Source organism: Halalkalibacillus halophilus DSM 18494, assembly GCF_000423105.1.
GTDB lineage: Bacteria > Bacillota > Bacilli > Bacillales > Alkalibacillaceae > Halalkalibacillus > Halalkalibacillus halophilus.
In genome coordinates this window covers 25,393-48,645 of sequence record NZ_AUHI01000017.1, presented here as the reverse complement: position 1 = coordinate 48,645, position 23,253 = coordinate 25,393, and the positions used below count along the sequence as shown (strand labels likewise).

The following is a 23,253-nucleotide window of genomic DNA, read 5'->3' as shown; positions in this document are numbered from 1 at the left end:
TCACATGATCGAAAGATATACGCGTGAGGAAATGGGAGCAATATGGACAGAGGAAAATCGATTTAAAGCTTGGTTAGAAGTAGAGATTTTAGCATGTGAAGCGTGGGCTGAACTAGGAGAAATTCCGAAAGAAGATGTAGAGAAAATTCGAGCAAATGCCGGTTTTGATGTTGATCGAATTAAGGAAATCGAGGCGGAAACCCGTCATGATGTTGTGGCGTTCACGCGAGCGGTGTCGGAAACGCTTGGAGATGAGAAGAAATGGGTGCATTACGGACTCACTTCAACGGACGTTGTCGATACAGCTCTATCCTACTTAATCAAACAAGCTAATGAAATCTTATTAGATGATTTAACACGATTTATGAATGTACTTAAACACAAAGCTCAAGAACATAAATACACAATTATGATGGGCCGGACGCACGGGGTTCATGCAGAGCCGACGACTTTTGGGTTGAAACTTGCCCTTTGGTACGAAGAAATGAAACGTAATGTGAAACGTTTTGAAGCTGCGACGGACCAAATTGCATTCGGGAAATTATCTGGTGCAGTTGGAACGTACGCAAATATTGATCCATTCGTTGAGCAGTATGTGTGTCAGAAGTTAGGATTATCTCCAGCACCGATTTCCACACAAACGCTGCAGCGAGACCGACATGCAGAGTATATGGCTTCTTTAGCATTAATCGCAACGTCCATTGAGAAGATGGCTGTTGAAATTAGAGGACTTCAAAAGAGTGAAACGCGTGAAGTGGAAGAGTTCTTTGCAAAAGGTCAAAAGGGTTCCTCTGCTATGCCACATAAACGAAACCCTATCGGATCTGAAAATATGACCGGCTTAGCTCGACTTGTACGTGGTTATATGAGTACAGCATACGAAAATGTAGCCTTATGGCATGAACGTGATATCTCTCACTCTAGTGCAGAGCGTGTGATTTTACCGGATGCAACAATTGCACTTAATTATATGCTAAATCGCTTTAGTGGAATCGTCGAAAAACTAACGGTGTTTGAAGATAATATGGCAGCGAATATGGACCGTACATACGGGTTGATTTATTCCCAGCGCGTGTTACTGACTTTAATCGATGAAGGTTTTGTTAGAGAAGAAGCGTATGATTTAGTTCAACCTTTAGCCATGCAGGCATGGGAAGAAGGACGTTCATTTGAAGAGTTAGTTAGACAAGAGGAGAAGATTAAATCGACTCTATCTGACCAACAGTTAAACGCCTGTTTTGACCCGAAACACCATTTAAAGAATGTAGATATGATTTTTGAACGTGTTGGATTAAGTTAATTCAAAGGCATGGGAGGAGGAAGGCGCAATGGAAAAACAAGAGTTATTGTATGAGGGGAAAGCAAAGAGGCTTTACAAAACGGATGGGCAAGACCAATTGTGGGTGGAATATAAAGATGCTTTGACTGCCTTCAATGGAGAGAAGAAGGAAGAGAAAATAGGAAAAGGTAGACTTAACAACGAGATTTCAAGTCTATTATTCCAAAAGCTTACGGAAGCTGGAATTGCGAATCATTTCTTGAAGCGCCTTTCCGAAACCGAACAGCTGGTAAAGGCAACTACAATTGTTCCGATTGAAGTTGTCGTCAGGAACGTTGCGGCAGGTAGTTTGGCGAAACGTGTTGGTCTTCCGGAAGGGGAGCCACTAAATCGAACCGTTGTTGAGTTTTATTTCAAGGACGATGCGCTAGGGGATCCTCTCATTAACGAAGATCATATCGCTTTATTAGAACTTGCAACAAAGGAACAACTAAAAGCGATGAGAGAAATCGCATTAGAAGTTAATGAAGTCTTGCAAAAACAATTTAGAATTTGTGATGTGTTATTGATAGATTTCAAGTTAGAGTTCGGTCTAGACGAGCAAGGGGAGATTTTATTAGCGGATGAAGTTTCTCCAGATACGTGCAGGTTATGGGATGCCTATTCTAAAGAAAAGTTTGATAAAGATGTCTTTCGTCAGTCCATAGGCGACGTAGAAACAGCGTATGAAACTATTCTTCACAGGTTAAAAGAAGCCGATCAAAAAGGAGTTGGAAACCGTGGTTAAAGTAAAAGTGTATATAACGTTAAAATCAGGAGTTTTAGACCCACAGGGAAAAGCGATTGAACATGCTTTAGGTGCGATGGAGATTCATAATGTAAGTGGCATGCGTGTTGGGAAGTACATGGAGTTTTACATGGAGGAAAAAAATCCAGACCAAGGTCAAATTGAAATGATGTGTGAAAAGCTGTTATCGAATCCTGTTATTGAGGATTATAGTTATGAAACGGAGGAGGTCGTTCCTTCATGAAATTCGCGGTGATCGTGTTTCCAGGTTCTAATTGTGATACAGATATGTTTCATGCCATCCAAGAAGGTTTGGGCGAAGAGGTCGAAATGGTCCCTCACTACGAGACGACGTTAGTAGGATATGATGCTGTTCTTTTACCAGGTGGGTTTTCTTACGGAGATTATTTACGTTCAGGATCGATTGCAAGCTACTCGAAAATTATGAAAGCGGTAAAGGATTTCGCAAGCCAAGGTAAACCAGTCTTAGGTGTTTGCAACGGATTTCAAGTGCTTTTAGAAGCGGGATTATTACCGGGTGCAATGAAACGAAATGAAGAGTTAAAGTTTATATGCCAAACAACAGGATTAGAAGTTGTTAATCCGGAAACAAGCTTCACTTCACAGTATGATCAGGGAGAAATCATTCAGGTTCCCGTCGCTCATGCAGAAGGAAATTACGAATGTGATGACGTGACTTTAGAGCAATTAGAGAAAAATAATCAAGTCGTCTTTCGTTATCTTGATTCGATTAATGGATCGAAAAACAACATCGCTGGAATTGTGAATGAAACAGGGAACGTACTTGGCATGATGCCCCATCCAGAACGGGCAGTAGACAGATTATTAGGGTCTACCGACGGATTACGACTGTTTCAATCGATACTAGCAAACTGGAGGGAACAGCATGCAGTTAGTTCTTGAACCAAATACAAACGAGATTAAAACGAAGAAACTATATCAAGAAATGGGATTAACGGACGAAGAGTTTCAATTAATTGAAAAGATCTTAGATCGCACTCCGAATTACACGGAGACCGGGATTTTTTCGGTTATGTGGAGTGAACATTGTAGTTATAAGAAATCTCGACCACTCTTGAAGAAGTTCCCAACATCAGGCGAACATGTTCTACAAGGACCAGGAGAAGGAGCTGGTGTTGTAGATATTGGTGATGGTCAGGCTGTTGTTTTTAAAATGGAAAGCCATAACCACCCGTCAGCTATTGAACCTTATCAAGGAGCGGCGACCGGTGTTGGTGGAATTATTCGTGATATCTTTTCGATGGGGGCGCGTCCAGTAGCTTTATTAAACTCGCTACGATTTGGAGAATTGACGACGCCACGAACGAAGTATTTGTTTGAAGAAGTAGTAGCTGGCATTGCTGGTTACGGTAACTGTGTAGGTGTTCCAACAGTTGGAGGGGAAATCCAAGTAGATGATTGTTATAAAGGGAATCCGTTAGTGAATGCCATGTGTGTCGGTTTAATCGACCATGATGACCTTCAAGTCGGGCAAGCAAAAGGAATCGGCAATACGGTGATGTATATCGGTTCGAAAACGGGGAAAGACGGGATCCATGGTGCAACGTTTGCTTCGGAAGAATTAACGGATGAATCATCAGAAGACCGTCCAGCTGTCCAAGTAGGCGATCCGTTTATGGAAAAATTATTAATTGAAGCGTGTTTAGAAATTACAAAGTGTGATGCTTTAGTTGGCATTCAAGACATGGGAGCAGCCGGATTAACGTCTTCTGCGAGTGAAATGGCGAGTAAAGCAGGAACAGGAATCGAGATGAACCTTGATTTAGTACCGCAACGTGAACCAAACATGACTCCTTACGAAATGATGTTGTCAGAATCACAGGAGCGTATGTTAATCGTTGTGGAAAAAGGTCGCGAACAAGAGATAGAACAGATCGTTGAAAAATATGATCTCGATGCTGTTGCAGTTGGTTCTGTAATCGAAGAAAAGCAATTGCGCTTATTGTTTGGAGGAGAAGTTGTAGCCGATATGCCAGTAGATGCACTAGCTGAAGATGCGCCTGTTTATCATTTACCTTCAAAAATGCCAGAATCATTTATCAAGAATCAAGAGTTATCCGTCCAACTTCCGCTCATAGAAGATTTCGGAAAAGTATTGAAACAACTTTTACAAGCACCAACGATCGCAAGTAAAGAATGGGTCTACCAGCAATATGATTACATGGTCCAAACAAATACAGCAGTAACTCCTGGCTCAGATGCGGCAGTTATTCGCATTCGCAATCACAATAAAGCGATTGCCTTATCAGCCGACTGTAACTCTCGTTATATTCGATTAGACCCGAAAACGGGTGGTCAGATTGCTGTTGCAGAAGCGGCTCGAAATATCATTTGTTCAGGTGGCGAACCGTTAGCATTAACCGATTGCTTAAACTTCGGGAACCCTGAAAAAGAAGAGAATTTCTGGGAGATGGAACAAGCAACAGATGGGATGGCAGAGGCAGGTGAGCTTTTAAATACACCGGTAGTAAGTGGAAACGTCTCTTTATATAACGACACAAACGGAGAAAGTATTTTCCCTACACCTGTAATCGGTATGGTCGGCTTAATTCATGATTTAAACCATATTACCACGCAACAAGCGAAACAAGCAGGGGACTTTGTCTATGTACTAGGAGAAACGCACGAAGACTTCGGTGGAAGTGAACTACAAAAATTATTAAACGGTTCGTATGAAGGAAAGGCACCTACATTCGACTTACAAACCGAACAAGCAAGACAGCAAACAGTCCTAAAAGCGATTCAAGCTGGTACCATTTCATCTGCTCACGACTTAGCAGAAGGGGGGCTAGCAGTAGGGTTAGCTGAAAAAGTGATGGGTACTGATTTAGGTCTTCATGTGAATGTAACTGGGGACAATCCAGCGCAAGTGTTCAGCGAAACACAATCACGTTACATTTTTACTGTTCGAAAAGAAAATCAAGAAGCTTTTGAAAAACATGTACCAGAAGCTAATCATATTGGGGAAGTAACGTCGGATCAACTATTCGTAATTGAATGGAATGATCAAGAACTGATCCATGAAAAGGTAGAAGAATTGACATCTGCCTGGAAAGGAGCAATTCCATGCTTGCTGAAATCAAAGGCTTAAATGAAGAATGTGGCATCTTTGGCGTCTATGGACATAGCCAAGCAGCTCATATGACTTATTATGGGTTGCACAGTTTACAACATCGTGGCCAAGAAGGAGCAGGCGTTACCGTATCAAATGGAGAATTTCTTCAACAGAAGAAGGGCCATGGACTAGTAACGGAAGTATTTGATGAAAGTGATTTAGTAGAGATGATCGGAAACAGCTCGATTGGGCATGTGCGTTATTCTACAGCTGGGGAGAAATCATATGAAAATATCCAGCCGTTACTTTTTCATTCTCATAGAGGGTCTTTATCCGTTGCACATAATGGGAATCTCACTAATGCCACTAGGTTACGAGCGAAATTAGAGGATCAAGGAAGTATCTTTCAAACGACATCTGATACAGAAGTGATTGCGCATCTCATCCGTAAAGGTGGCGAGTCACCGGCGCACGACCGCATGAAAGAAGCGTTAAGACAATTAGAAGGTGCGTTTGCAATTGTGATGTTACTAGAAAATGAACTTGTTGCAGCATTAGACCCACGTGGGATGCGTCCATTATCCCTTGGAAAAGTTGGGGACGCATATGTCGTAGCTTCAGAGACATGTGCATTTGATGTGGTTGGAGCGGAATACGTAAGAGAAATCCAACCGGGAGAATTTTTAGTAATTAATGATGATGGTCTTCATTCAAGCACCTTTACTACAGAAGAAGACCGTAAAATTTGTACGATGGAATATGTATATTTTGCTCGTCCAGATAGCAATGTGGATGGCGATAATATTCATAGTGTGAGAAAACGTCTTGGTAAACAACTAGCAAAAACAGCTCCAGTTGATGCGGATGTCGTGACAGGGGTGCCAGACTCTAGTATTTCTGCTGCAATTGGTTATGCCGAACAATCTGGTATTCCTTATGAACTCGGTTTAATAAAAAATAGATATGTAGGTCGGACCTTTATCCAGCCTTCGCAAGAATTACGTGAACGTGGTGTGAGGATGAAATTGTCACCAGTGAGAAAAATCGTAGAAGGCAAGCGTGTTGTGATGGTGGATGATTCCATCGTAAGAGGAACAACGTGTAGACGCATTGTGTCAATGTTAAAAGATGCAGGTGCAAAAGAAGTGCATGTACGAATTAGTTCCCCTCCGATCAAACATCCATGTTTTTACGGTATTGATACGTCCACTTCGTCAGAACTAATTGCATCGAATTATTCTGTCGAGGAAATTCGTCAGCAAATTGGAGCGGACTCGCTAACCTTTTTACCGATTGTCGCGATGGTAGAAGCAGTGGATCGAAAAGACAACAGCCCGAATTGTGGACACTGCTTAGCATGTTTTACAGGGAAATATCCTACAGAGATCTATGATGATTCTGTTCTTCCTCACGAAAAAGATGAGGGGAAACTAGAAGCGGAGAAGCAAGGAGCGAACTTATAATGTCAAAAGCGTATAAGCAAGCGGGTGTAAATATAGAAGCCGGTTATGATGCAGTAGAGCGGATGAAATCTCATGTGAAACGCACCGAACGTACCGGAGTGATGGGTGCACTTGGTGGGTTTGGCGGCATGTTTGATTTATCTGAGTTAAACTACCATCAGCCCGTGCTTGTAAGCGGGACAGATGGGGTTGGTACAAAGATTAAACTAGCCTTCTCTATGAACAAACATGATACGATCGGAATAGACGCGGTGGCGATGTGTGTGAATGATATTGTTGCACAAGGTGCAGACCCGCTATATTTCCTTGATTATCTAGCGGTAGGGAAAGCAGACCCTGAAAAGATTGAAGCAATTGTCAAAGGTGTAGCAGATGGTTGTGAACAAGCGGGCTGTGCGCTAATCGGGGGAGAAACAGCTGAGATGCCTGGTATCTATGACGCGGACGAGTATGATTTGGCAGGATTTTCAGTCGGAGCAAGTGAAAAAGCAGATCTCATTACCGGAGCAGATCTAGCAAACGGAGATGTCTTAATCGGACTTCCTTCTAGTGGTATTCACAGCAATGGTTTCTCACTTGTTAGAAAAGTTTTATTAGACGATCACCAATTAGATTTGGCAAAAGTCTATGAACCTTTTCAACTGCCACTTGGAGAAATTCTCTTAACACCTACTCGCATTTACGCCAAACAAATTACTGCTTTAAAGCAAGTCGTTAAGATGAAAAGCATTGCCCATATAACAGGCGGAGGATTCTATGAAAATATCCCTCGTATGCTAACGAATGGATTGGGTGCGACTGTTAATGTAAGTTTAATCGAGACACCAGCTATTTTTGACTTCATTCATGAACATGGACAACTAACAGATGAAGATATGTATCAAGTATTTAATATGGGAATTGGTATGGTAATTGCCGTATCGCCTCAAGAAGCAGAGTTAGCGGTCAAAACGTTAGAAGAGCTAGGAGAAGCGGCTGTCTTGATTGGAGAAGTCAATCAATCTGGAGAGTTATCGCTTATTAAAGGAGAAGAATAAATGAAACGTGTTGCAGTGTTTGCATCTGGGTCAGGCTCCAATTTTCAAGCAATCAAAGAAGCAGAAGAAAGCTATCAAGTATATCAAGTAGTCGTGTTAATTTGTGATCGGCAAGATGCCTATGCGATTAAACGAGCAGAAGCGTTCAACATACCTGTGCACGTCTTCTCCATTCGCGATTATGAATCGAAGCGGGAATATGAGTTAGCTATAAAAAGCGTCCTGTCCGAGTATGAAGTGGACTGGGTGGCACTTGCAGGTTATATGCGACTAGTAGGGCCAACATTATTAGAAGCCTATGCCAATCGCATGTTAAATCTGCACCCTTCCTTACTACCGAAATTCCCTGGGAAAAACGCAATCGAGCAGGCCCTTGATGCAGGAGAGAAACAGACAGGCGCAACGGTACATATTATTGATGAAGGGATGGATACAGGGCCCGTGATTACACAAGAAAGTGTAGAAATTGTACCTGGGGAAACCGTGTCCTCCTTACAAGAAAAAATTCAGCGAATCGAGCATCAACTATATCCACAGACATTAGCAGATGTGATTAGAAAGGGTGAGCAGCATGACCAATAAACGAGCATTAATCAGTGTTTCAGATAAAACAGGGATTGTAGAACTTGCTAAAGCATTTCAAGAAGCGGGAGTCGAGATTATTTCAACAGGTGGGACGAAAAAGGCAATCGAAGAAGCTGGAATCGAAGTCCTTTCTGTTTCTGACGTCACTCATTTTCCTGAAATCCTAGACGGACGTGTGAAAACACTTCATCCGAATGTGCATGCAGGTCTTTTAGCGAAACGAGAGGAGTCAGCTCATATGGAGGCGCTTCAGGAAAACGACATCCACTTGATTGATTATGTAATTGTTAATCTGTATCCCTTTAAAGAAACAATCTCAAAGCCTGATGTAGCTTTTGATGATGCAATAGAAAACATCGATATTGGTGGCCCGGCAATGTTAAGGGCAGCTGCGAAAAATCATAACGATGTAACCGTCGTTGTCGACCCGAAAGACTACGATGAATTGAAGAATACGTTAAAGTCCGGGGCGTCCTCGAAAGAATTGCAGAAACGTTTAGCAGCAAAAGTATTTCGTCATACAGCACATTATGACGCTTTAGTAGCTAATTACTTAACAGAACAAGCGGAAGAGAAATACCCTGAAACGAGAACATTTACTTTTGAACACCAAGAAACGCTACGCTATGGCGAGAATCCGCATCAAAGTGCAGCCTTTTATCGTTCAGCGTTTGCAAATGAGTCATCATTAGCGCAAGCACACCAGTTACATGGAAAGGCTTTATCTTATAATAATATTCAAGATGGCGATGCAGCTTTAGCGATTGTGAAAGAATTTGACCAGCCAGCAGCTGTAGCAGTGAAGCATACGAACCCTTGTGGCGTTGGGGTTGGTGAATCGGCTTTAGAGGCATATGAACGTGCGTATGAAGCTGATCCCGTTTCAATCTTTGGTGGTATTGTAGCAGTGAATCGAGAAATAGATACAGATGTAGCAGAAAAGCTTCGTGAAATTTTTCTAGAAATCGTTATCGCCCCGAGCTTTTCAGAGCAAGCAAAAGAAATATTAATGCAGAAAAAGAATATACGGTTATTAGAAGTGCCTATTCATCAAGGGAATCAAGAAGAGAAACTACACACAGTAAACGGTGGTGTATTAATCCAAGACGAGGATCAGTTTCCACTATCAGACGTGGAGTTAACTGTCGCTACCACTCGTGAACCTTCTACTCAAGAAATGAAAGATTTGAAGTTTGCTTGGCAAATAGTGAAGCATGTGAAATCAAACGCGATTTTACTTGCGAAAGATCAAAAGACGATCGGTGTCGGTGCAGGACAGATGAATCGCGTCGGTGCAGCAAAAATTGCGATCGAGCAAGCTGGAGAGAAAGCTCAAGGTGGTGTGATGGCATCAGATGCTTTCTTCCCGATGGATGATACGGTAGAAGCGGCGCATCAGGCAGGTATCAAAGCGATTATTCAGCCTGGTGGCTCGATCCGCGATGAAGATTCCATCAAAAAGTGTGACGAATATGGAATAGCAATGGTTTTCACAGGCATGCGTCACTTTAAACATTAATTTGGGGAGAAAGTGGGGATACGGATGAACATTTTGATTGTCGGACGAGGTGGTCGAGAACATGTGCTCGCTTGGAAAGTTAGTGAAAGCCCGCGGGCACATCGTGTGTATGTTGCACCAGGAAACGATGGCATGGCTAAAGTAGCAACCCTTGTAGATATAAAAGAAGACCAACATCAAGCCATTGTAAATTTCGTCAAATCGAATCAAATTGATCTTGTGATTGTTGGCCCAGAAGCTCCGTTGATGGATGGGTTGGTTGATGCACTAGAAGATAAGGGCATTCGAGTCTTTGGACCAAATCAAAGTGCTGCCATTATTGAAGGAAGTAAGCAATATGCCAAGCAATTAATGAAGGACTACCACATCCCAACAGCTGAAGCTCAAGTGTTTGAAGACGTCGAACAAGCGAAAGCATATGTGATGGAAAAAGGTGCCCCGATTGTCATTAAAGCAGACGGGTTAGCAGCAGGGAAAGGTGTAACAGTAGCGGAAACAAAAGAAGAAGCCTTTGCTGCAATCGAATATATGCTAGATGACCAACAGTTTGGAAAAGCAGGAGAACGAATTGTGATTGAGGAGTTTTTAGAAGGAGAAGAGTTTTCCTTAATGGCCTTCGTACATGGGGATACCGTTTATCCAATGGTCCTTTCTCAAGATCATAAGCGAGCGTTTGATGATGACTTTGGGCCGAATACGGGTGGAATGGGTGCATATTCTCCTGTGCCTCAGATTTCTAAACGAATTTTCCATCAGGCACTTCACCATATTTTAAAACCAACAGCACGAGCACTTGTAAAAGAAGGGCGATCTTTTTCAGGGATATTGTATGCAGGGTTGATCGCAACAGAAGAAGGGCCGAAAGTGATTGAATTTAATGCACGTTTCGGAGACCCTGAAGCACAGGTTGTTTTGCCAAGATTAGAAAGTGATTTAGTAGAAGTGATCATGAATGTCCTCCACGAAGAACCGGTTGATTTAGTTTGGTCTGATGAGGCGGTTGTAGGAGTAGTACTTGCGTCGAAAGGCTACCCTGGAGAGTATGAGAAGTTTAAGCCTATCCACGGACTAGAGAATGTTAGTGAGGAAGCGCTCGTCTTTCACGCCGGGACGGTTTGTAAAAAGGATCAATGGCTTACCAATGGGGGAAGAGTGCTTTTAGTAGCTTCGAAGGAACAAAGACTTGAGGATGCGATCAAACAAGCCTATGATCAAGTAAGTAAAATTTCTACAGAACATTTATTTTATCGTAAAGATATTGCATCAAAAGCTGTTCGTTATTATCATTAGAAAGACTTGCATACAGTAACTGACGACAAGAGTGGAGATTACCACAGTGGAGCTGTATGCGATTCATGTCGGTCGTCTGGGCAGGGGAAAAATTCCTTTATTCTATAGGAGGTCCTGTAAATGGATGAAACATTACTTTTAGACGGAAAAGCGGTAGCACGCTCTATGAAAGAAGCTTTAGAAGGTACGATCAAAGAGTTGAAAGCAAAAGGTATTACACCTAAGCTAACGACAATTTTAGTAGGAGATAATCCATCTTCGCACACGTATGTCAAAATGAAAGCAAACGCGTGTCATAAGTTAGGGATGGAATCAGAACGGTTATATTTGCCAGAAGAAACGACGACGGAAGAACTTCTTTCGCAAATCAAGAAATTAAATGAGGATGAGGAAGTCCATGGAATTTTACTTCAACATCCAGTACCGAAACAAATCGATGAACGAAAAGCTTTTGATGCGATCTCACTTGCAAAGGATGTTGATGGTGTAACAAGTCACGGATTTGGCTCGACCGCCTTTCAGCTACAGGCATATCCATGTTGCACACCAGCTGCGATCCTAGAAGTGATTGACTTTTATAATATAGACGTAGAAGGGAAGCATGCTGTTGTTATCGGAAGAAGTCCGATCCTAGGGAAGCCAGTTTCGATGATGCTTTTGAATCGTAATGCAACAGTAACGATTAGCCACTCTAAAACAGAAAATTTAGAAGCGATTGTGAAGCAAGCAGACATCGTCGTAGCAGCAGTCGGTCGTCCAAATTTTGTTAAAGGAGATTGGCTGAAAAAAGGTGCAGTGGTCATAGATGCAGGGTATAATGAAGGGAACATTGGCGATTGTGAATTCGAATCATGTGAACCAGTAGCTTCCGCGATCACTCCGGTACCAGGCGGAATTGGTCCCGTAACGATTGCGACACTCCTTCGAAACACGGTTTATGCGGCGAAAGAGAAACTAATAAACCCAGCCCATAAATATGTATAAGTTTTTTCAGCAATCAACCAATAAAGCTTGACATCCATGCCATAGATATTATAATATATTCTATGGCATTTTATTATTCCCACGCAATAGCCCCGGAAAGTTATTCGTGAAGAAATAAAACTATAATGAACTCGGAAAATACAGGAGGGAAACACTATGCGCACAACTTTCATGGCAAACGAAAGCAATGTTGAGCGTAAGTGGTATGTAGTAGACGCAGCAGGTCAAACTCTTGGTCGTTTATCTACAGAAGTAGCAACTTTACTTCGTGGAAAGCATAAGCCAAGCTACACACCACATGTTGACACTGGAGACAATGTCATCATCATCAACGCTGATAAAATTGAATTAACTGGAAAGAAAATGACTGATAAAATTTATTACCGTCACACAAACCACCCAGGTGGTCTAAAAGAGCGTACAGCACAAGAAATGCGTTCTAAATTCCCAGAAAAAATGCTAGAGCAAGCGATCAAAGGTATGCTTCCTAAGAACCGTCTAGGAAACAAAATGGGCAAGAAGCTTCACGTTTATCGCGGTGCAGACCACAAGCATGAAGCACAACAACCAGAAGTTTACGAACTTCGCGGGTAATCGAAAAAGGAGGGTAATCACATGGCACAAGTACAATATTACGGCACAGGCCGTCGTAAAAGCTCTGTAGCGCGTGTACGACTAGTACCTGGTAACGGTAAAATCGTTGTAAACGACGTGGATGGAGAGCAATACTTCCCACACGAGACACTACGTCTTGTAATCAATCAACCATTAGAAGCAACTGAAAACGTAGGTAACTACGATATCCTAGTAAACGTAAACGGTGGAGGATTCACTGGTCAAGCTGGTGCAATTCGCCTTGGCGTTGCACGTGCATTACTAGAAGCGGACCCAGAATACCGCGCAACACTAAAACGCGCTGGATACCTAACGCGTGACGCTCGTGAAAAAGAACGTAAGAAATACGGTCTTAAAGGCGCTCGTCGTGCACCACAGTTCTCAAAACGTTAATAAATGCTTATATATTGAAATACTCCCTGGAAAATCCAGGGAGTGTTTTTTTATGGATTTTTTATTATTACCGGTTGGTTTATTGGTTCAGATGATATACTTTAATTTTGGAACATTTAGGGTAAATAATATCGAATTAATAATACTTGAAGTGACTAAAATATGATACATAACATATCAATTAAAAAGAGGTGACGATAATGGCACTGGGAATCTTTCTTGTGGTTATTGCAATCATATACGCAATCGTCAACCGATCTGAACCGTTGAAAATCATATACTCCGGTGTCGCTTTACTTATACTGGGCGGCTTGTTCATTTTAGCAATCAATATCTCGTTTTCAGGTGGTTTTGCCAGAGGTTCAGTATTGAGAGAGGATATTGCTCTGGTATCACTATCCAGTGCTGTAGCGGTCATTCCATCCGGGGTGATCATGATTATTATTGGGTTCATAATGAAACAAAAAAGTAGGGGATAGTGGTTATAGATGATATATGAGTAATTACTTGATGACATAAAATTCAAGGGGATTATATGACGAAAAATTCTGAAAAACGGATAAATTTCTTCACTTATTTATTGAATATAATAGTAAAGCCGACGTCTAATATTAGAAGTAACACCTATGTCTTTTGGTTGTGGAATGTGATATTTACAGCGATTACAGTTCCAGTATTTGTTATGATTGTTTTGCAAATCAATTTTTCAGCTTCGACTGATGAAATAGGACTCGCATCAGTGCTTGGACTAATTATTTTCTTATTCATTATGAATGTATCAGTGTATGCTTTGCCATTACTGCTGATCAACATGTTATTAATTTATTTAATCAATAAGAAAGCGAGTAATGTACCGAATAGTTTAAGCAAGGTATTCAGTGACCACACGAATGTGTTCACGCAGTCCCTTATCTTATTTTTTCTTGGTGTTGCATCATTTACGAATGGTCACGCATTAATAAATAATTACGAATTATTTGCCTTTGCAGGTGTGTTATTGTTTTTATCATCTCTTGTCGTATATCTCGCAGGCTCTTTAGGAATGATGCGTTTCTATCTGAGAGACAATAAAGAAAATAAGATGAAAATATCATTCATATATATAGTTATATTAGTGACTTTGATTACTATTTATACATGTGGTGTTTATATTATTGTGCCATTATACTGACCCGGTTGAGAAAGCACGTAAATCATCGTAGTTCTCAAAACGTTAATATATGCTTATATAAAAAACTCCCTGGATTTTCCAGGGAGTTTTTATGGATTTTTATTATTCCGGTTGCTTTATTAGTTCAGGTGATATACTTTTTATTTTAGACTGCAGCCTGTGTATGGCAAAATGAAAGTGCAACGTGTAACCGTCAAGTAGAACTCAACAGTTTTCCACAATTAAGACTCAACAGTTCTCTCCAAATAAGACACAACAGTTTACAAACTAGAAATCACTTTTCGGTATACTGAGACAGAGTCTATTGAAGTGGCATAATTTTTGTGGTGGATCAGTTCTTTCTTGATGATGCGAGGGTGCTGCACATCTTTGATACACGAAATTTGTGCCGGTGGTCTGCGATGAAGCTATAAATCACTTCGGGTCGTTGGTAAAGATGTGCATTGCTTTTTTAATATCTTATTCTCTTCCTCCAGATCTCGTAATTGCTTTTGTAAGTCCCGCTCTCTCTGATGCTCTGGACTCAAGTAGCCGCTGCCGAAGAATGCATCCGTCCCATCGTCTTTATAGTTCTCGACCCACTATTATTAATATCGGACATCGAAAAGATATTTATAAACTATAGCCGTCTCATGTTCCTCTGGTTTCAGTATGATTTACAGCGTCATGCCGAGAATCAGAAAAGAACAGACTATGATGAGAAAAATCTTGACCACTTGAAAGATAATATAAAGAAGATATGATTTCCATAAATATCCGGATACGGCTTTGTATTTATCTCCGGCTAATCCAAATGCTTTGGCAAGTCTAAGGGAGCGCAGGTTTTGAAAAATATAGACGATGAATTCCTTTATAAGGTGGAAGCTGTACAAGAATATACCGATGAGCAGGAAAAAGGGGAGAAATTCGATGAAAATCCCAATATCCCGATCTATAATAATGAATATAAAGCCGAATAAAATGATAAAAATCACCAACAAGTACAGCATTAGCGGTTTAAGTACGTTATAAACAACATGTCTTGCAATGCTGACCAGGCGACTCGAGTGACTCATACTTCCGGTAAAACCGAGAAATTTTAAACTCTGTGTAAGGCTGCGTAATGATTTTTGTCTGTAATATTCTGCATCTGCATTGAAGATTGATACCGGAAGGGCATCTGCATGATCCGTATCAAAAAATGCTGCACTCACTTTTGCATCACCCTCTGGAGTATTCCATGGTTCATAGGTGATTGCCGTATTTGAGTGTTGAGTATAAAAATCAAACAAATCTCCGGGTGTTTTTTCTGTTTCAGCATCCTTCGGCTTTATGGTCTTGTAGATCTCGGAACGGCTGAACCAGCTGATTCGGCCTAAAAGCAGATAAGCCCCAATGATGAATAAGATGATGCCGAGTAGATATATCATCCAATTGCTCATACACTACCCCCGTCTGCATAAGAATTTATTAATTAAATGGTAACTTTAACACGGGTAATGTTCAACTCATTTATTGGCAAGAGATGTTATACTATAATCTTTATCATAAAATGTATAATACAATGTGTTACGAAGTATAGAATGGAGGTTAACGATTCACGAGGATTACAGAAAACAACGGATGTTGACAGACTGCGGAGAGATGGGGCGGTACCCGAAGGGCATGCAGGCTGCTTCTTTTGATGAAAAAGTTCATTATCAACCAGATTAAAATAAATGGTTATGATGAACTCTTGAAAATCAGTTTATTGTAACCAACAAAATGATTTATCCAAGGAACAATTTATTTCAATTTTTAACAGTTATAAATTATTTAACTGAGGATTTTCATTTAGACTTTCGAACTGCCCCTGTCAAGTGGACAGATAAGAAAAAATGTATTTTTCACGCACATGACACTTCGTCGTGTGCGTGTTTTAATTTTTAGTAATAAAAGTGTTCAGTTTAGTCAGTTTTGACAGGGGTCTTCCTGATGCTCAATATTATCACCAATGCTATCAATGCAAATCCGATCGCCACATAATACACCATATGCACACCTTGTGTCATGGCATCCATTTCCGAAGCACCGGCATTATTATTCGAATATATTTGTGAGGTCATCGTCATGATGCTGGTGAACAGCGCCGGACCAATCGCGCCTGAAATCTGATTGATGGTATTCGTAATGGCAGAACCATGTGCGGAGATTGAACGTTCCACCTGATTGAGTGCGAGTGAAGTGACGGGTGACAGATTCAGCCCAAGACCGAGCGTAAACAGAGCATACATAATCATTGCCGTCAACAACCCGGTTTCCGGAGAGATCGTCGTGAACACGGTGAGTACCCCCAGCATGATCACAATCCCCGTGAGAAGAAGCGGCTTGTGCCCGATTTTATCGAACAGCCGCCCAGCGGCCATCGTTGTAATCGCCAGTACTATGCCGCCCGGGAGCATGAGTATTCCCGTTTCAAGTGCTGACAAATCCGCGACTGTCTGAAAGTATACAGGCAGAATCAGCATCATCGAGAACTGTAACATCATCAGAAGCAATATCATCACCATCGATTTTGCAAATATCGATGATCTAAAAGGCTTCATGATGAGCAGAGGGTTTGATATTCTGGTCTGCCGTCTGGCAAATATCAGGATACTGGAAAGTCCGATAGCCAACATCAGCCACACTGACGGGTTTGTCAGCCCACCTTCTGCACCAAATCCGCTGAATGCGACAACAGTCAGCCCAAATCCGGCAGTGGAGAGTGCCACTGACCAGACATCAATCTTCGGATTGGTCTGTTCAGTGACATTGCGTAAAAACAGAACTGCCGGAATCAGCACCAGCACTGACAGTATCACTATAATCAGAAAGATCATACGCCAGGAGTAAAATTCAATGACCAGTCCGGAAAAAACAGGACCAATGGATGGTGCGAACAGCAGGACAAGATTATATACACCGATCATGGTACCCATGATACGGACCGGTGTCACTGTCATGATGACATTCATGGCAAGGGGCATGATGATGCCGGTTCCGGTCGCCTGTACCAGTCTGCCGATCAGCAGAACATAAAACTCCGGAGCTGTGAAAGCAAGAAGCGACCCGATGACATAGACGGTCAACGCCGTAATGTAGAGTTGCCTGACAGTGAACTTCTCCATCAGATATGCCGATACCGGAATCGAAATACCGATGACAAGCATATACCCGGTCGTCAGCCACTGGGCGATATTGGTATTGACGCCGAAGTCGCCCATGATATTCGGGAGGGCAACATTCATAATCGTTTCACTGAGCAATCCCAAGAAATGCCCCATCAGCAATATACCGATTATAGACAGGTTTTTTCTTTCCAGCTTTTGATGTTCAACCACAATACTTCCTCCCAGAGTAATAATATTTTTTGAGCACATGTTGTCATTTGAAAGAGTACTAATATAGAATATCAGAAAACTCCTGTAAAAGTTTAAACTTTTACAGGAGCAGTGGAACTTAAATCAATCGTTGAAAATATCCAGTTTTGCCATGGTCTTCTGTAAATATATCGTATCCCATTGTAACTATAAATCTATTATATGTCTTCCAATCTGATTTTCAGACGGTGAAAATTCATATAGTCTCCTGTGTTTAATTCGTTATTGAATGACATCCGGTGTTTCAGGTAGAATCTGACCGCCATCGACTACAAGTGACTGCGCAGTGATGTAGGCTGCTTCTTTTGATGAAAAAAAGTTCACTGCTGCACCAATATCTTCAGGCTCTCCAAGTCTCTTCATCGGTACCGCTTCAGCGCCTTTGTCGTACAGGACCCCGAGTTCTTTTTTCAAAGTCTCTGTACCAATCATACCAGGCTGAATCGCATTGACAGTAATTCCATATTGCGCATATTCGACTGCAGCATTTCTCATGTACCCTAATATGGCTGCCTTTGTGGCCCCGTATATCGATCCGCCCGGATATCCGGTTATATCTCCCGTAATAGACGATGTAAGAATCAATCTTCCATAGTTCTGTTCTTTCATCACTTTTAATACAGGTTTAGCTGTAAAGAACAATCCTTTTAAGTTGATATTCTGGATTTGATCCCAGTCTGCTTCGGTCATGTCTTCAATCATCACTTCAGGGTATATTCCCGTGTTCGCTGCCAGAATGTCAATACGTCCATGTTTACTGAGAATTTCCTGGACCACCTGATTAGCTTTTTCTGAATTTGTGACATCCAATTTGAAAAACTCACCATTCACTTCATCTGCCGTCTGCTGACCCGCTTCTTCATCGATGTCACAGATCATGACCTTTGCACCGGATTTGGTCAACGTTTGTGCAATCCCTTTGCCGATCCCTTTGGCTCCACCTGTAACCATTGCAATATTATCGGTCAGATCGAACATTTGATTCACTCCTTTAAATTGATTGTTTTTACATTATTCCCTGCTTGATAGAAAATATTCGGAAATACTCATGAATTAATTACGGAACAATTTATTTCAATTTTTAACAGTTATAAATTATTTAACTGAGTACTTTCATTGTTACATCGAAAATATCCAGGTAAAATAAAATCCCAATGACTCTAGAAGTTGTTGAACCATTAAGTCAGTTTTTAAAAAGACTCTTAGATTTTTGAACTGCCCCTGCCAAGTGGACAGGTAAGAAAAAAATTTATTTTTCGCGCACATGATCCTTCGTCGTGTGTGTTTTTGAATGTTTAGTAATAATAAAGTGTTCAGTTCTATCGAGCAGGAACTGTCCAGCTTAGTTTAGCGGTCATAGAAAGTTGTTGTCCTCAAGTCCCCCGTCTTTTTTTATAATACACATTTTTTGTGAATATAATATATTACGAGGAATTTATCATATATTCCAAATACTCATCGCGACCTTCATCAAAGGGAAAGAATAAATCATCAACATGGTCTTATACATTTACAAATGCTGAGGTTGATAAAGTTAGAGGGTATATGAAGGATTCCGAAAGGTCACATGTTGCTTTAATTTCTAAAAATGCCAATAATATTGGTGGAGAACTAGTTATTTTAAATGAAGAAGAATTTTTAAAATGTATTGGGGATGGATGGAATGGCGAATATCCATATATAAGTGTAGTGAAAAAGAAAAATTGCCAACTTCGAGTTTATGGAAGGGGAGTCAGTCGTGATGAAGCATTTATTCCGAAAATGAGTCTAATAGATTAGTTGGTAAAACGACATTCAGGAATATGAAAGTGGAGTAATGCATAAAAGCAACAGAGTGGTAAAATGAAATTAATATAAATTTCGACGAACGAGCAAACATACAAATGGAGGAAAAGTGATGATTACATCAGAAGAGATAAAAAGACGTTTATGGGATGGTGCAAATAATTTAAGAGGTTCTATGGATGCAAGCCGATACAAAGACTATATGCTTGGATTAATGTTCTACAAATTCTTAAGCGATAAAACACTGGAAACATTTGTAAATACGAGTGGTGCGAAGGGAACGGAAGCAGAAGTTGTTCAAGCCTATGAAGAAGCTTATGAAAGTTATGGCGATAGTTTAATAAAAATGATTCAAAATGTGCTTGGCTATTACGTTCTGCCGCAACACTTATATCAAACATGGTTAAAGGATATTCGTGAAGGTACATTTGAACTCGAAAAAGTAACAGAGAGCTTACAAAGCTTTGAAAGAACAGTTGCAACAACTGGAGATATTGATGATTTCAAAGGCCTGTTTTCAAGCTCAACAATTGATTTAACAGACTCTGCATTAGGGAGTAATTTAAATGCCCGTAGTAAGAACATTCGTCACTTAATTGAATTATTTGCTGATTTAAATATGGTTGCACTTCAAAAAGGAGATGTACTTGGAGATGCATATGAATATTTAATTGGTCAGTTTGCGATGGAGTCAGGAAAGAAAGCAGGTGAGTTCTACACTCCACGTCAAGTGAGTGAAGTCATGGCACAAATTGTTGCTAAGACAACGCCGGTTGAGTCCATCTATGACCCTGCCGTTGGTTCGGGTTCTTTGTTATTAACAGTAGGAAAACATTTAAATGAAGAAGGAAAAAAAAGCCTTCACTATTATGGACAAGAGAAAAACACAGCAACTTACAATTTAACACGCATGAACTTATTATTACATGGGGTTCGTCCTGATAAAATGACAGTAAATAATGGAGATACATTGGCGCAGGATTGGCCTGAAGATCCTGAGCGTCCAAATGAAGGTGTTCAATTCGATGCAGTCGTCATGAATCCTCCTTACTCTGTTAAAAATTGGAATCAAGAAGGATTAAAAGTGACGGATCCTCGTTTTGAAATTGCTGGTGTATTACCACCTGATTCAAAAGGAGATTATGCTTTTCTCCTGCACGGACTATTTCACTTAGGTCAAGAGGGAACAATGGCGATTGTTCTTCCACATGGGGTGTTATTCCGTGGTGGTGCTGAAGGTGAAATTCGTAAACGTTTATTAGATAAAAACCATATTGATGCGGTGATTGGTTTACCTGATAAGCTATTCACGAATACAGGAATTCCTGTCACAGTCATTATTTTAAAGAAAAACCGAGCCTTAAATGAACCTGTCTTGATGATTGATGCCTCAAAATCGTTTGTCAAAGAAGGAAAGCAACATGTGCTTCAAGAAAAAGACATTGCTAAAATCGTTGATACCTATATCGAACGAACGAATGAAAAAGGCTACAGTCACAAGGCATCACAAAAAGAAATTAAAGAAAACGAATATAATTTAAATATTCCGCGTTATATTGAGGCTATAGATGAAGAAATTGCACAAGATGTCGATGCGCATTTATATGGTGGAATACCTCTACACCAAATTGAACAATTAACGGTGTTGCATAATATGACAAAAGATGTGCTTTATGATTCTCTCCATGAAGTACGTCCAGGTTATGTAGAATTAACAGCGTCCATAGATACTCTGACTGAAGGTGTTCTGGCTGATAAAACAGTGCAGAAACAAACGCAAGCCTTAAAAGAAGCTTTACACATTTACATGAATACGTACTGGGAGAAATTAAAAACAGTACATGATGTTAATGACATCGAGCCACTGAAAGATGAAATGTTAACGGAAATAAAACAGTTGTTAAAACAATTCAAACACGTAAGCACATATGCTGGCTATCAGATCATTGCAGAGTTATGGGAAGATATGCTTGCAGAAGATACGGAGAAAATTGCTATCAGCGATTTTTACACCGTTGGAAGAACACGTGAAGCCAATATGGTGATAAAAGGTTCGGGTAAAACAAAGCGGACAGAACAAGATGGGTGGATTGGCGCGATTGTACCGAATGAAATTATTTTAAAAGAACTTTATGCGGAGGAACTAGCGGAAGTGGAAGGGAAAGAAGAATCTTTAACATTCATTACCGATGAAATCAACGAACTGGTCGAAGCGGCAAAAGTAGAAGAAAGCGAGGAAGAATTGGCATTAGGCGATACTTTAAATGCAAGAGAAGATGATTTCACTCTTACGGCTGTTAAAGCAGAAATGAAAAATGTTACAAAAGAATCAAGTGAATATGAACTATTGGACAAAGTGAAAAGATTGCTAGATGAAAGATCTGAGTTAAACAAAGATATTAAACAAAAAGAAAAAGTATTAAATGAACAAGTAGAAGATAAAATTGAAGACTTAACAAATGAAGAAATAGATCATTTGACGTATCAAAAGTGGTTTGGTGGTTTAACAGACAATATGACACAACTCATAGAGATTCCACTCAAAAATGAATTGGACACCTTGAAAGAGTTACAAGCAAGATATGCAGATACTTTAGAAACAATTGAGAGGGAAAATCAATCACTTGAAGCACAGTTTGAAGATATGCTTTCAGAATTGGTGGTGACAGAGTGATGGGAGAAAAAGATTTGGTGCCCAAGAGAAGGTTTCAAGATTTCGAAAATGAATGGATAGAAATGTGTTTAAATGAACTTAGTGAATCTTTCTCGTATGGGTTGAATGCAGAATCTAAAGAATATGATGGAAAGAATAAATACATTAGAATTACTGATATTAATGACGATACGAGAATGTTTGATAAAAGTAATCTAACTTCTCCTAACATTGACTATGAAGTGTCAAATGATTATATTTTATGTGAAGGAGACATATTATTTGCTCGAACTGGTGCGAGTGTGGGTAAGACATATAGATATGATAGGTTAGATGGGAAAGTTTATTATGCTGGTTTTTTAATTAAAGCAAGAATCAAAAATGAATATGACTCAGAATTTGTCTTTCAAAATACCCTAACAAAAAACTATAGAAATTTTGTCTATATAACATCTCAACGTTCTGGTCAACCAGGAATTAATGCTCAAGAATATTCTACCTTTAAGCTTTTTATGCCAAATATAGAAGAACAACAAAAAATTGGTGAGTTTTTTAAGGTTATAGATGAACGCATAGCAAATCAAGAACGGAAGATTGCTAAAGTCAAAGCCTTAAAAGCTGCTTATTTAACCGAAATGTTCCCACAAGAAGGCGAAACCGTCCCGAAAAGAAGATTTAAAGGGTTTGAAGGGGAATGGCAAATTAAACAAATACATGAAATAGCTGATAGGCATGATAATGCTAGAATACCTGTAACTGAATCACAACGAGTAAGCGGCAATACACCATATTATGGGGCAAATGGGATACAAGATTATGTTGAAGGATATACTCATGAAGGTGAAAATATATTACTTGCAGAAGATGGGGCTAATGATTTAAAGAACTATCCAGTGCATTATTGTAAAGGTCAGATTTGGGTAAATAATCATGCTCATGTATTAAAAGGTAAAAGTGACTTATTAAATAACTTATTTTTAAGTTATTTATTGAAATCAATAGATATGACCCCCTATTTGGTAGGTGGGGGACGAGCAAAGTTAAATTCTGATGCTATGATGGCTATAGTTTCTAGTATACCTATCTATGCAGAACAACAAAAAATAGGTCAGTTTTTCAAAAATATCGATGATCAAATTGAAATGGAAGAAAAGAAATTAGACAAGCTTCAAAAGATGAAAGAGGCTTATTTGGAAGAAATGTTTGTGTAGGAAG

Annotated in this window: 22 protein-coding genes, 1 pseudogene and 1 riboswitch; of the genes and pseudogenes, 19 read left to right on the top strand and 4 right to left on the bottom strand. The window is 40.1% G+C overall.

From position 1 onward, the window contains the following. Window positions 1-4: 4 nt before the first annotated feature. From purB to G532_RS0110295, 15 genes are all read left to right on the top strand, one after another. Window positions 5-1,300 (top strand): adenylosuccinate lyase, encoded by a 1,296-nt coding sequence (gene purB, locus G532_RS0110370; protein WP_027964756.1) that lies wholly within the window; start codon window positions 5-7, stop codon window positions 1,298-1,300. Between the two features lie 28 nt (window positions 1,301-1,328). Next, window positions 1,329-2,066, top strand: coding sequence for a phosphoribosylaminoimidazolesuccinocarboxamide synthase (purC, locus tag G532_RS0110365; RefSeq protein WP_027964755.1), 738 nt, complete (start codon window positions 1,329-1,331; stop codon window positions 2,064-2,066). Beyond that, window positions 2,059-2,310: a phosphoribosylformylglycinamidine synthase subunit PurS gene (purS, locus tag G532_RS0110360; protein WP_027964754.1), complete on the top strand. Its 252-nt coding sequence runs from the start codon at window positions 2,059-2,061 to the stop codon at window positions 2,308-2,310. Before purC ends, purS begins: the two co-directional genes overlap by 8 nt. Continuing rightward, window positions 2,307-2,990 (top strand): phosphoribosylformylglycinamidine synthase subunit PurQ, encoded by a 684-nt coding sequence (purQ, locus tag G532_RS0110355; RefSeq protein ID WP_027964753.1) that lies wholly within the window; start codon window positions 2,307-2,309, stop codon window positions 2,988-2,990. Before purS ends, purQ begins: the two co-directional genes overlap by 4 nt. Continuing rightward, complete coding sequence (purL, locus tag G532_RS0110350) at window positions 2,974-5,199, top strand: phosphoribosylformylglycinamidine synthase subunit PurL (RefSeq protein WP_027964752.1); 2,226 nt, start codon at window positions 2,974-2,976, stop codon at window positions 5,197-5,199. Before purQ ends, purL begins: the two co-directional genes overlap by 17 nt. Then, window positions 5,175-6,626, top strand: a complete 1,452-nt coding sequence (gene purF / locus G532_RS0110345; protein WP_027964751.1) for an amidophosphoribosyltransferase — start codon at window positions 5,175-5,177, stop codon at window positions 6,624-6,626. The genes purL and purF overlap by 25 nt, the downstream gene beginning before the upstream one ends. Beyond that, window positions 6,626-7,663 carry a phosphoribosylformylglycinamidine cyclo-ligase gene (gene purM / locus G532_RS0110340; protein WP_027964750.1) on the top strand — a complete coding sequence of 346 codons (1,038 nt, stop codon included), beginning with the start codon at window positions 6,626-6,628 and terminating at the stop codon, window positions 7,661-7,663. The genes purF and purM overlap by 1 nt, the downstream gene beginning before the upstream one ends. Next, entirely contained in the window at window positions 7,664-8,245 is a 582-nt protein-coding gene (gene purN / locus G532_RS0110335; protein ID WP_027964749.1) for a phosphoribosylglycinamide formyltransferase, read from the top strand. Further along, window positions 8,235-9,767: a bifunctional phosphoribosylaminoimidazolecarboxamide formyltransferase/IMP cyclohydrolase gene (purH, locus tag G532_RS0110330; RefSeq protein ID WP_027964748.1), complete on the top strand. Its 1,533-nt coding sequence runs from the start codon at window positions 8,235-8,237 to the stop codon at window positions 9,765-9,767. Before purN ends, purH begins: the two co-directional genes overlap by 11 nt. A 24-nt stretch (window positions 9,768-9,791) precedes the next feature. Continuing rightward, entirely contained in the window at window positions 9,792-11,057 is a 1,266-nt protein-coding gene (gene purD, locus G532_RS0110325) for a phosphoribosylamine--glycine ligase (protein WP_027964747.1), read from the top strand. Between the two features lie 5 nt (window positions 11,058-11,062). After that, window positions 11,063-11,146: riboswitch (ZMP/ZTP riboswitch) on the top strand. Window positions 11,147-11,177: 31 nt separating this feature from the next. After that, a complete protein-coding gene (locus G532_RS0110320) occupies window positions 11,178-12,041 on the top strand; it encodes a bifunctional 5,10-methylenetetrahydrofolate dehydrogenase/5,10-methenyltetrahydrofolate cyclohydrolase (RefSeq protein WP_027964746.1) in 864 nt (287 codons plus the stop codon). Window positions 12,042-12,197: 156 nt separating this feature from the next. Beyond that, complete coding sequence (rplM, locus tag G532_RS0110315; RefSeq protein ID WP_027964745.1) at window positions 12,198-12,635, top strand: 50S ribosomal protein L13; 438 nt, start codon at window positions 12,198-12,200, stop codon at window positions 12,633-12,635. Window positions 12,636-12,656: 21 nt separating this feature from the next. Further along, a complete protein-coding gene (gene rpsI, locus G532_RS0110310) occupies window positions 12,657-13,049 on the top strand; it encodes a 30S ribosomal protein S9 (RefSeq protein WP_027964744.1) in 393 nt (130 codons plus the stop codon). 200 nt (window positions 13,050-13,249) lie between these two features. Then, entirely contained in the window at window positions 13,250-13,528 is a 279-nt protein-coding gene (locus tag G532_RS0110300; protein ID WP_027964743.1) for a hypothetical protein, read from the top strand. A 56-nt stretch (window positions 13,529-13,584) separates the two neighbouring features. Beyond that, entirely contained in the window at window positions 13,585-14,220 is a 636-nt protein-coding gene (locus tag G532_RS0110295; RefSeq protein WP_027964742.1) for a hypothetical protein, read from the top strand. 340 nt (window positions 14,221-14,560) lie between these two features. On the opposite strand, the pseudogene G532_RS16385 reads toward G532_RS0110295, so the two are convergent. Both G532_RS16385 and G532_RS0110290 read right to left on the bottom strand, forming a co-directional pair. After that, window positions 14,561-14,780 (bottom strand): annotated as a pseudogene (locus G532_RS16385) (transposase); the annotation flags it as partial. A 96-nt stretch (window positions 14,781-14,876) separates the two neighbouring features. After that, window positions 14,877-15,641, bottom strand: coding sequence for a hypothetical protein (locus G532_RS0110290; protein WP_027964741.1), 765 nt, complete (start codon window positions 15,639-15,641; stop codon window positions 14,877-14,879). A 124-nt stretch (window positions 15,642-15,765) separates the two neighbouring features. Between G532_RS0110290 and G532_RS16080 the strand changes: the two genes are divergently transcribed. Further along, the gene (locus G532_RS16080; RefSeq protein WP_156882581.1) at window positions 15,766-15,912 is read left to right on the top strand and encodes a hypothetical protein; all 147 of its coding nucleotides are present in this window, start codon (window positions 15,766-15,768) and stop codon (window positions 15,910-15,912) included. A 233-nt stretch (window positions 15,913-16,145) separates the two neighbouring features. On the opposite strand, the gene G532_RS0110285 is transcribed toward G532_RS16080, so the two are convergent. Together G532_RS0110285 and G532_RS0110280 are read right to left on the bottom strand one after the other, a co-directional pair. Beyond that, window positions 16,146-17,561, bottom strand: coding sequence for a DHA2 family efflux MFS transporter permease subunit (locus G532_RS0110285; protein ID WP_245570137.1), 1,416 nt, complete (start codon window positions 17,559-17,561; stop codon window positions 16,146-16,148). 261 nt (window positions 17,562-17,822) lie between these two features. Beyond that, entirely contained in the window at window positions 17,823-18,551 is a 729-nt protein-coding gene (locus tag G532_RS0110280; protein WP_245570138.1) for an SDR family NAD(P)-dependent oxidoreductase, read from the bottom strand. 594 nt (window positions 18,552-19,145) lie between these two features. On the opposite strand from G532_RS0110280, the gene G532_RS0110275 reads away from it, so the two are divergent. The 3 genes from G532_RS0110275 (at window position 19,146) to G532_RS0110265 (ending at window position 23,249) form a co-directional block, all read left to right on the top strand. Then, window positions 19,146-19,379: a hypothetical protein gene (locus tag G532_RS0110275; protein ID WP_027964738.1), complete on the top strand. Its 234-nt coding sequence runs from the start codon at window positions 19,146-19,148 to the stop codon at window positions 19,377-19,379. Window positions 19,380-19,497: 118 nt separating this feature from the next. After that, the gene (locus G532_RS0110270; protein ID WP_027964737.1) at window positions 19,498-22,059 is read left to right on the top strand and encodes a type I restriction-modification system subunit M; all 2,562 of its coding nucleotides are present in this window, start codon (window positions 19,498-19,500) and stop codon (window positions 22,057-22,059) included. After that, window positions 22,059-23,249 carry a restriction endonuclease subunit S gene (locus G532_RS0110265; protein ID WP_035512909.1) on the top strand — a complete coding sequence of 397 codons (1,191 nt, stop codon included), beginning with the start codon at window positions 22,059-22,061 and terminating at the stop codon, window positions 23,247-23,249. The genes G532_RS0110270 and G532_RS0110265 overlap by 1 nt, the downstream gene beginning before the upstream one ends. Window positions 23,250-23,253: the final 4 nt, after the last annotated feature.